At 53.8% G+C, this 8,702-nt stretch carries 10 protein-coding genes; 5 read left to right on the forward strand and 5 right to left on the reverse strand.

All coding sequences use genetic code 11. The annotated features are described in order from the left end of the window. Positions 1 to 71: 71 nt before the first annotated feature. Complete coding sequence (locus tag QZ279_RS07460) at positions 72 to 413, forward strand: DUF2853 family protein (RefSeq protein WP_293449665.1); 342 nt, start codon at positions 72 to 74, stop codon at positions 411 to 413. Positions 414 to 654: 241 nt separating this feature from the next. Here QZ279_RS07460 and QZ279_RS07465 read toward each other — a convergent pair whose 3' ends face one another. Genes QZ279_RS07465 through tsaD form a run of 5 tightly spaced genes read right to left on the reverse strand, consistent with a single transcriptional unit; the run spans position 655 to position 3,846 of the window. Beyond that, complete coding sequence (locus QZ279_RS07465) at positions 655 to 1,050, reverse strand: DUF1761 domain-containing protein (protein WP_293449667.1); 396 nt, start codon at positions 1,048 to 1,050, stop codon at positions 655 to 657. Between the two features lie 51 nt (positions 1,051 to 1,101). Then, complete coding sequence (locus tag QZ279_RS07470; protein WP_293449669.1) at positions 1,102 to 1,518, reverse strand: EVE domain-containing protein; 417 nt, start codon at positions 1,516 to 1,518, stop codon at positions 1,102 to 1,104. Then, positions 1,518 to 1,790, reverse strand: coding sequence for a YciI family protein (locus tag QZ279_RS07475; protein WP_293449671.1), 273 nt, complete (start codon positions 1,788 to 1,790; stop codon positions 1,518 to 1,520). The genes QZ279_RS07470 and QZ279_RS07475 overlap by 1 nt, the downstream gene beginning before the upstream one ends. After that, positions 1,784 to 2,755: an NAD(P)H-dependent glycerol-3-phosphate dehydrogenase gene (locus tag QZ279_RS07480; RefSeq protein ID WP_293449673.1), complete on the reverse strand. Its 972-nt coding sequence runs from the start codon at positions 2,753 to 2,755 to the stop codon at positions 1,784 to 1,786. Before QZ279_RS07480 ends, QZ279_RS07475 begins: the two co-directional genes overlap by 7 nt. Then, a complete protein-coding gene (gene tsaD, locus QZ279_RS07485; RefSeq protein WP_293449674.1) occupies positions 2,752 to 3,846 on the reverse strand; it encodes a tRNA (adenosine(37)-N6)-threonylcarbamoyltransferase complex transferase subunit TsaD in 1,095 nt (364 codons plus the stop codon). Before tsaD ends, QZ279_RS07480 begins: the two co-directional genes overlap by 4 nt. A gap of 78 nt (positions 3,847 to 3,924) precedes the next feature. Between tsaD and QZ279_RS07490 the strand changes: the two genes are divergently transcribed. From QZ279_RS07490 to QZ279_RS07505, 4 genes are all read left to right on the forward strand, one after another. Further along, complete coding sequence (locus QZ279_RS07490; RefSeq protein ID WP_293449675.1) at positions 3,925 to 4,608, forward strand: uroporphyrinogen-III synthase; 684 nt, start codon at positions 3,925 to 3,927, stop codon at positions 4,606 to 4,608. 72 nt (positions 4,609 to 4,680) lie between these two features. After that, a complete protein-coding gene (locus QZ279_RS07495; RefSeq protein WP_293449676.1) occupies positions 4,681 to 5,871 on the forward strand; it encodes a hypothetical protein in 1,191 nt (396 codons plus the stop codon). Between the two features lie 11 nt (positions 5,872 to 5,882). Beyond that, positions 5,883 to 7,370, forward strand: coding sequence for a heme biosynthesis HemY N-terminal domain-containing protein (locus QZ279_RS07500; protein WP_293449678.1), 1,488 nt, complete (start codon positions 5,883 to 5,885; stop codon positions 7,368 to 7,370). A gap of 3 nt (positions 7,371 to 7,373) precedes the next feature. Further along, positions 7,374 to 8,636, forward strand: coding sequence for a glycerate kinase (locus QZ279_RS07505; protein WP_293449679.1), 1,263 nt, complete (start codon positions 7,374 to 7,376; stop codon positions 8,634 to 8,636). The last annotated feature ends 66 nt before the right edge of the window (positions 8,637 to 8,702 follow it).

The raw sequence follows: 8,702 nt of genomic DNA on the forward strand, positions 1-8,702 counted from the left end.
CTAACGTTTCTACAGCTTCGGCGAACATATAGATAAATTTGCGGCTTTGACCGCTTAGAGGGAGAAACCTAATGGGAAAACGTGACGACCTGATCGTGCAATATGCAGATGATCTTAAGAATAAGTGCGGCATGACACCAGACATGGATCTGCTGCGTAAAGTCACAATCCGTTGTGGCCCTGCGATTTACAACGCGGACGCATCCACAGTTGCATGCAGCCAAAATGCTGAGTTAGAGACAGTAAAGAACAACTTTCTCATCAAGAAGCTTGGCCTTGCAGACGGTCCAGAGCTGATGGAAGCCATTGCCAAAGTCATTGAGATTTATCGCAAGTCAGAGCGTAACAAGTACCGTGCAGTTGTGTATTACATGCTGACTAAGCATTTCGGAAAAGAAGCTGTTTACAGCTAATTTGAAGCTGAACGAGTTTATTTGGGGCGCTCTCTGTAGCGCCCTTTTTCGTCTAGAAACTCAGCAGAAGAAAACTTTTCACCTAATTGTAGACACTTGGTATTTGCTTGGGTTCAATCGATGCCGTAGATTATTATGAGGTCAGGACGGCCAATTCTAGTTTTCGCACGTTGTGCCAGTGGGTGGCAAATTCATGGGGGTGCAGGGGATGCGCGTCGCTTGATACGCATCCCTCATTTTCTCAAAACGCAGTTAGAACCAAGCCAATTGCGGCACTTCCAAACGCAGCATAACCGCCGTCAATCAGCAGCAATGTGCGCGAACGTCTTGCAAAGCTGTAGCAAATCATTAGCCAAGGCGCGGCAAAGAACAGGCTGATGCCAAAGCCTGAAATCAGACCTTTGCCCATCGTGTCGATGTCACTAAGCGCGAAGACGTGGCGCATCATACCTGCGACCAAGACCATCGCTAAAAGCCCCATGATATACGGCATTGGATCGGCATTATTGGTTGGCTTTCCATCGTCACCGACCGCGACGCCGGAAACTTCCATCCATTTTTTTGATAACACACTGTACCAAACGGCGCCGACCATAAAGCCCGCCACTGCGGCGACTAAAACATTCAAAAACTCCATAAGACCCTTCCGTCATTAAAAGATGCTGGAATTATGCGAGGTGATGAAAAATTAAGCAATTCCCCCAAGTGCGCAAATATCTTGCCATTCTTGCTCGGTCACGGGCTGCACGGATAGGCGTGAACTTTTGACTAGCGCCATCTCTGCAAAGCGAGGATCGGTTTTGATCATTTCGAGTGTGACGTGGGTTTTGAACGGCTCGATTGCTTTGATATCAACGCATTCCCAGCGTTTGTCATCCGTAGAGCTATCAGAATGCGCTTCTGCGCAGATCTCGACGGTGCCAACCACAGCCTTTTCTTTTTGCGAATGATAAAAAAATCCGCGATCCCCAAGTTTCATATCGCGCATGAAGTTACGCGCCTGATAATTGCGCACACCGTCCCATTCTTCGCCAACATCGCCCTTGGCGACTTGATCGTCCCAACCCCAGACGGATGGTTCGGATTTGAACAGCCAGTAGCGCATTACCCGATCACCTTGTTCCACTGAATCAGTTCGCAAGAGGCGAAAAGGCCTGCTTTGGCGTAGGGGTCCTGCGCTGCCCACTCTTTGGCGGCGGCCATGTCAGCGACGTCCAAGATCGCCAATGATCCACACATCTTTCCGTCATCATTCAAGAAGGGGCCAGCGTGCACGACAACGCCGCTATCTTTCAAATGCGCAACATGTGCGTCGCGGTTATCAAGGCGTGTTTGTAGCGCGCCGTCTTTATCTTTTGCCATCAATGCAATCAGCATGTTTCCTCCTTTAGTGGACGCGCGAGAAGCGAATCCATTGCTTGTTGTAGTGTGAGTGTTCCGTCAATCATTGCCACGACGGCGGCTGTGATTGGCATGTCGATACCGAGAATTCCAGCGCGTTTTAACGTCGCTATCGCCGTTGCAGCGCCCTCGACTGTAATGCTTTGATCAAAGGGTTCGCTGCGCCCTAACGCAAGACCAAAACGAAAATTGCGGGATCCCTCAGACGCGCAGGTCAGAGCAAGATCGCCAAACCCTGAAAGCCCAGCAAGGGTTTCAGGATGCGCGCTGACCGCTTGTGCCATGCGCTGCATTTCCGCAAATCCACGGGTGATCAACGCCGCGCGCGCGCTTTCGCCAAGCCCCGCACCTATGGTCGCTCCACATGCAATTGCGATGATGTTTTTGAGCGCACCACCAAGTTCTGCACCGACGACATCTGTGCTGCGGTAAAGGCGCAAGTTGGCGGTTGTTAAATCACCCTGAAGCTTTGTACCCAGCGCGCGATCTTCGCAAGCGAGGGTTAAGGCGGTGGGCAAGCCAAGCGCGATATCATGGGCGAAACTGGGGCCAGTGAGGATCGCGTTGTTGGTGTTGGGAAAGGCGGACTTTAGAACCTGCGTTGGGCCAAGGCCTGTTTCAAGGTCGATCCCCTTACAACACGCAACGAGAGTTTTGTCAGAAAGACGGTCTTTATGTTCATCTGCAAAGCGCGCGAGTTGCTGCATGGGCACGGCCAGTAGCAAGGTCGAATGTGCCTTGATGACGTCCATATGGGATGTGATTTCCAGCGTTTCAGGAAAGCGTGCATTTGGCAGTCGTGCGGTGTTCATCCGTGCAGATTTCATGGTTTTGGCGTGATTAGGATCGCGTGCCCAAAGCGTGATTGATTGGCCTTCGCGCGCCAATGAAATTGCAAGAGCCGTCCCAAAAGCCCCTGCGCCGAGGACTGCAATACTCATGCCTTTGCTCCCTTTTTTCCGCTGCCCAGCATTGGCGCGCTGGCGCTATCCAACGGCCAACGGGGGCGTGCAGTTAGGTCCATTCCATCGCGTTGGCCAGCCTCGAACAGTTCCAGACCTGCGTAGGCAATCATAGCGGCGTTATCTGTGCACAAGGCAAGCGGCGGCGCTGTGAATTTAACACCTAATTCAGCCGAAACAGACTCTAACGCTGCTCTAATCGCTGTATTTGCTGCGACACCACCTGCAACTGCCAATGAAGGTTCACTGGGGTTTTCGTCCATGTACACCGCAATCGCGCGGCGTGTCTTTTCGGTCAAAACATCGACGATTGCTGCTTGAAACCCAGCACATAGATCGCGGACATCTTGTTGGCGCATTGTGTTGCCAGTCATCAGTTCATTGCGCGTGCGCAGAACAGCAGTTTTCAGACCGGAGAAAGACATATCACACTCGGCTCGATCCAGCATGGGGCGTGGGAACTTGAAGCGCTTGGGATCGCCAAATGCAGCCTCGGTTTGAACCGCAGGGCCACCAGGTTGCGGCAGGCCGATCAAGCGCGCGGTTTTGTCGAAGGCTTCACCGGGGGCATCGTCAATGGTGCCGCCGATGCGCGAAAATTCAGAGGGGCTGCGTGCGATCAGGAATTGGCAATGGCCACCAGAGACCAGAAGCATGAGGTAGGGATAGGATAACCCATCCGTCAGACGCGGGGTCAACGCGTGACCGGCAAGGTGGTTAACGCCAATCAAAGGCTTGCCTGTCGCAGCCGCCAAACCCTTAGCGCACATCACGCCAGACATCACGCCGCCGATAAGTCCTGGGCCAGCGGTGACGGCAATTGCATCCGCTTCGGACAAGTTAACACCCGCCTCAGTCAGCGCTTTTTCGACACATAGATCAATTTTTTCCGCATGTGCGCGCGCAGCGATTTCGGGGACCACACCGCCAAACGCTTTATGTAAGTCGTTCTGTCCGACCACGATGTTGGACAGAACATCAACGCGACCGTTTTCATCACGGCGCACAACGGCAGCAGCGGTATCATCGCAACTGCTTTCAAGTCCGAGCAGGGTGATTTGACGTGGCACGGCGCGACCTCCTCCATTGCAAGAACGCTGCGCAGCAGCTACCACTCTCATCTGTCGCAAACAATCCCGATGAGGCACATGGTGCAGCCAACAACCTTGCTTTTGACGCGCCCCCGTGCGGTGTCTGAGATGTTTGCAAAGCAAGTGCAGGATACCGTTGGGCCGTTGCAAGTTCTGATAGCATCGCTGATTGAAATTGAACTTCTGAAAATTCACGCGGCGCCTGACGCACAAACGATTGTTTTCACGTCGCGCAATGGCGTGTTGGCGTGGGAGTGTGCAGAATTGCCGACTGAGGCGCGTTGTTATTGCGTGGGTCAAGCGACCGCAGATGCAGCGCGTGCACTTGGGTTTGAGCCCTATGTCAGTGGTGGCACTGTCGAACATCTGGCGAATGACCTGAAAAATGCGGCACTGATGGGTGAAGTTTTGCATGTTCACGGCGAACACACGCGCGGCGATTTAGTGGAACGGTTGAACGCGAATGGCTTGAACGTGCGCGGTCTGATTGCCTATAAGCAGCACCTCTTGGAACTAAGCGAAAATGCTCAGAACCTACTTCTAGGGGGAGCGCCCGTGATAGTTCCCCTTTTCTCGCCGCGCACAGCCGCGCAATTTGCAAAGACTGGACCATACGGGTCTCAGGTCGATGTTATTGCGATTTCAAATTCCGCGGCTCAGGCTTGTCCTGGCGCACATGTTGCCCCATCTCCTAACGTGGATGGAATGATAACGGCGATAAAGGCGGTTTTGTCTGCTTGAGGCTCTGAGAACAGAGAAGTAAGGTCATATTTGACTGGATAAGTGAGTTTTAGAATAGAGAGGGTGCGTAACGTGGCAAAACCGACCAAAGGCACGAGCAAGAAGGCTCAAAGGCCAGAGATCGTTGAAGAGGTCGTAGACGATACGATTGAAGCGGTTGTCGAGGACGCCACTGACGCGCCTGTGGAAGATGCCGAGATTGTTGAGGCTGGGGATGATGCCGTCGAAATACTTGAGAGCGATCCAGTCGGCGCACCCGAAGCAGAAGAAGTGCCCGTCATCGCAAGCGAGCCAATCCGTGAAACGATTGTTGAACGTAAGGGCGGTTTCGTACCCTTGGTTCTGGGTGGAATCGTTGCTGCGGGTATCGGTATTGCGAGTGCTGAATATATTTTCCCAGATGGATTACCATTTGGTTCGGCCGCAACTGAAAAGTTGGACCTTGAAAGCGCGTTGAAACTGCAAACGGGTCGTATTGATGATCTTAACAAGCAACTTGAGGCGCAGCCGACTGTTGATACAGCCGCGCTTGATGCAGCAGTTGCTGCGGTTGGTGATTTGCAGTCCCAGATCGGCACGGTTGCGGATAACGTCACAGGGTTAGAGGCGCGCATCACTGATCTGGAAGCGCGTCCTAACAGCGATGGTAGTGGCGTGTCTGCTGCCATGGAAAAAGAACTGGTTGATTTGCGTGCATCGCTGGATGTCCAAAAGGGCGAGCTGGCCCAAATGATTGATGAGGCGCAAAGCAAGAAGCAGAGCGCTGAAGACACGGCACGTCAAAGCCGCGTACGAGGTGCGGTAACGCGTATTCTTGTTGCGCTGGAAGGCGGTGCGCCATTTGCGGATGCACTTGCGGATGTCGAAGCCAATTCTGACATCGATGTTGCAGAGGCACTTGTTCAGACAGCGGCAGAAGGTGTCCCAACACTTGCGGCTTTGAATGAAAGCTATCCAGACGCAGCGCGCGCTGCGCTTGCGGCGGTCCGTGCCGGTGATACAGGCGGCGGCGTCGGAAGTTTCTTTGCGAAACAGTTTGGCACACGTTCAGTTGCGCCGCGTGAGGGTGATGATCCTGATGCGGTTCTGTCGCGTGTAGGTGCTGCCGTCGAGACTGGTAATATTGCAGATGCACTTGCTGAAGCAGATGCACTTCCCGATGCGGCGAAAGCCGAACTCGCTGACTGGACGGTGCAAGCCGATCTGCGTCTATCCGCTGCGAGAGAGGCAGAAGCCCTCGCGAATTCTTTGAACACTCAATAAGGCGCTTTTAAATGCTTTGGTCTTTGCTAAAAGCTCTCGTTTTTGTAGCAATAATAGCAGCGCTCGCGTTGGGTGCTGGCTATCTCATGGAAATGGACGGTGGCGCGCTCGTCACGATGGGTGGGCGTGAATATGCGCTTAGTCCTTTGAAACTGGTCTTGGCTGTGATCGTTCTGATCATCGCGCTTTGGATCGTTCTCAAGCTGCTGTCCCTGCTGATCGCAACACTGCGTTTTATTAATGGCGATGAAACAGCGATCTCGCGTTACTTTTCCAAGAACCGCGAACGCAAAGGATATCAAGCTTTGTCTGAGGGCATGATGGCGCTTGCCTCTGGCGACGGATCTTCCGCTTTAAGTAAGGCGGCCAAGGCAGAGAAGTATCTTGCCAAGCCTGAGTTGACCAACTTGCTAACTGCCCAAGCGGCAGAGATGACAGGCGATCGTCGCAAGGCAGAAGAGACCTACAAAAAGCTGGTTCAGAACGAAGCGACACGTTTTGTTGGTGTGCGTGGGATCATGAAGCAAAAGTTGGCTGAGGGCGATACGGACACAGCGTTGCAATTGGCGGAACGCGCATTTGCGCTAAAACCAAAACATGAAGAAACGCAGGACATTTTACTGAAGTTGCAAGCGCAGGGCGAAGACTGGGCTGGTGCGCGCAAGACGTTGACGGCCAAGCTAAAAAGCGGTTCCCTGCCACGTGATGTGCACAAGCGCCGTGAGGCGGTGTTGGCACTGTCACAGGCTGCAGGTGTCTTGAACGATGGGAATGATATCGAAGCACGTGAAGCTGCGATTGAAGCGAACCGTTTGTCCCCTGACTTGATCCCCGCTGCTGTTATAGCGGCAAAAAGCTACATTTCTCAGGATAAGAAACGCTATGCGACCCGCGTTCTGAAAAAGGCGTGGGACGTGCAACCGCATCCAGAATTGGCAGCGGCCTATGCAGCGATTGAGCCCGATGAAACACCTGCGGCCCGTGTGAAGCGGTTCGACAAGCTCGTGAAATCCACTTTGGACCATCCTGAAACTAAAATGCTAAAGGCTGAACTGGGCATTGCCGCTGAGGATTTTCCTGCTGCACGTCGTGCGCTGGGCGATCTGGTCGATACAGCCCCTGACGCACGGTCTGTGACGATCATGGCAGCGATTGAGCGTGGCGAGGGCGCATCTGATGCTGTTGTTCGCGGCTGGTTAACGAAGGCACTGAATGCGCCGCGTGGCCCGCAATGGGTATGCGACGCCTGCAATAACATCCATGCAGAGTGGGAGCCGGTTTGCGCCAATTGTGCGAGCTTTGACACACTAAGCTGGAAGTCACCTCCGCAGTCTGAAATTGCGTCGCCGACTGGTGTTGCGATGCTGCCTTTGATTGTTGGTGCGATTGAAGACAAGTCGGACGATCTCGTTGAGGATGTTGTCGAAGTGGTAGCGTCCGAAGAGGTTGAAGTCGTCGATGCTGAACTTGTCAAAGACACAGAGAAGACCAAGGCTTAGAGCATGGAACATCGCGCGCTTCTGACCCAGATGTTTGATGCGGCGATCAAGGCCGCTGATCCTTTGGCGGCCTTGCGACCCCATTTGCCGGATCGCCCAAAGGGGCGCACTGTCGTGATCGGTGCGGGCAAAGGTGCTGCGCAAATGGCGGCTGCGTTTGAAATGCTTTGGGACCGACCACTGAGTGGCGTTGTCGTGACGCGCTACGGATACGCCGCCCCTTGTAAGTACATGAAAATTATCGAAGCCTCGCATCCTGTTCCCGACGCTGCGGGGATGGCAGCGAGTGCCGCGCTTTTCGATGCTGTTGATGGGCTGACATCTGATGATCTGGTTGTTGCATTGATTTGTGGGGGCGGGTCGTCCCTTTTGCCTGCGCCGCCCGACGGTTTGACGTTAGCGGATGAGCAAGCCTTGAACGAGGTCCTGCTTGCCTCTGGTGCACCCATTGGTGTGATGAACGCCATTCGCAAACATTGCAGCATGATCAAAGGGGGGCGCTTGGCAGCCGCGGCGCATCCAGCGCGCGTTGTATCGTTGATCGTGTCTGATGTGCCGGGGGACAATCCTGCGCAAGTCGCCTCTGGTCCGACGGTGCCTGATGGGGTCGATCTTGAAGAAACGATTGCGCTGATCAAGGGCCTGAAATTAGAGCTGCCCAGCGCAATAAAAATGCATCTTGCAAAGCAAATTGCGCGCGCTCCCTCACCAGATGATGAGGTGTTCGCCCACAATGAAGTGAAAATCGTCGCTTCTGCCGCGTTCTCGCTAGAAGCGGCGGCACAGGTCGCGCGCGCGGCTGGATATTCAGCAGTTATTCTGTCTGACGCGATTGAAGGTGAAGCGCGCGACATCGGGTTGATGCACGCAGCTATTGCCAGACAAGTGAGCGTTAAGAACGCGCCGTTTCAGAAACCAGTAGTGATCTTGTCAGGTGGTGAAACAACGGTGACCTTGCGTGCAAAAGGGCGCGGTGGTCGTAACACGGAATTCTTGCTGTCTTTTGCGAATGCGATTGAAGCCGTTGAAACTATAACGGCCCTCGCAGCGGACACTGACGGAATTGATGGGTCTGAAGACAATGCAGGTGCATTTGCGGACGGACAAAGTGGGGCACGTATGCGCGCAGGCGGCGTTGATCCGAAGGCTGCCTTGGCGAGCAATGATGCATGGGGTGCGTTTGATGCGGCAGGCGATTTATTCGTGACTGGGCCAACAGGGACCAACGTCAATGATTTCCGCGCAATTATCGTTGAAGCGGATTAGAGGATCCGGCAGGCTTTGTTGCACAAATCGGTCTGAGGTCGATCTCCCCCTTACCCCAGACGGATT

It is taken from the genome of Planktotalea sp. (assembly GCF_018607965.1).
Classification (GTDB): domain Bacteria; phylum Pseudomonadota; class Alphaproteobacteria; order Rhodobacterales; family Rhodobacteraceae; genus Planktotalea.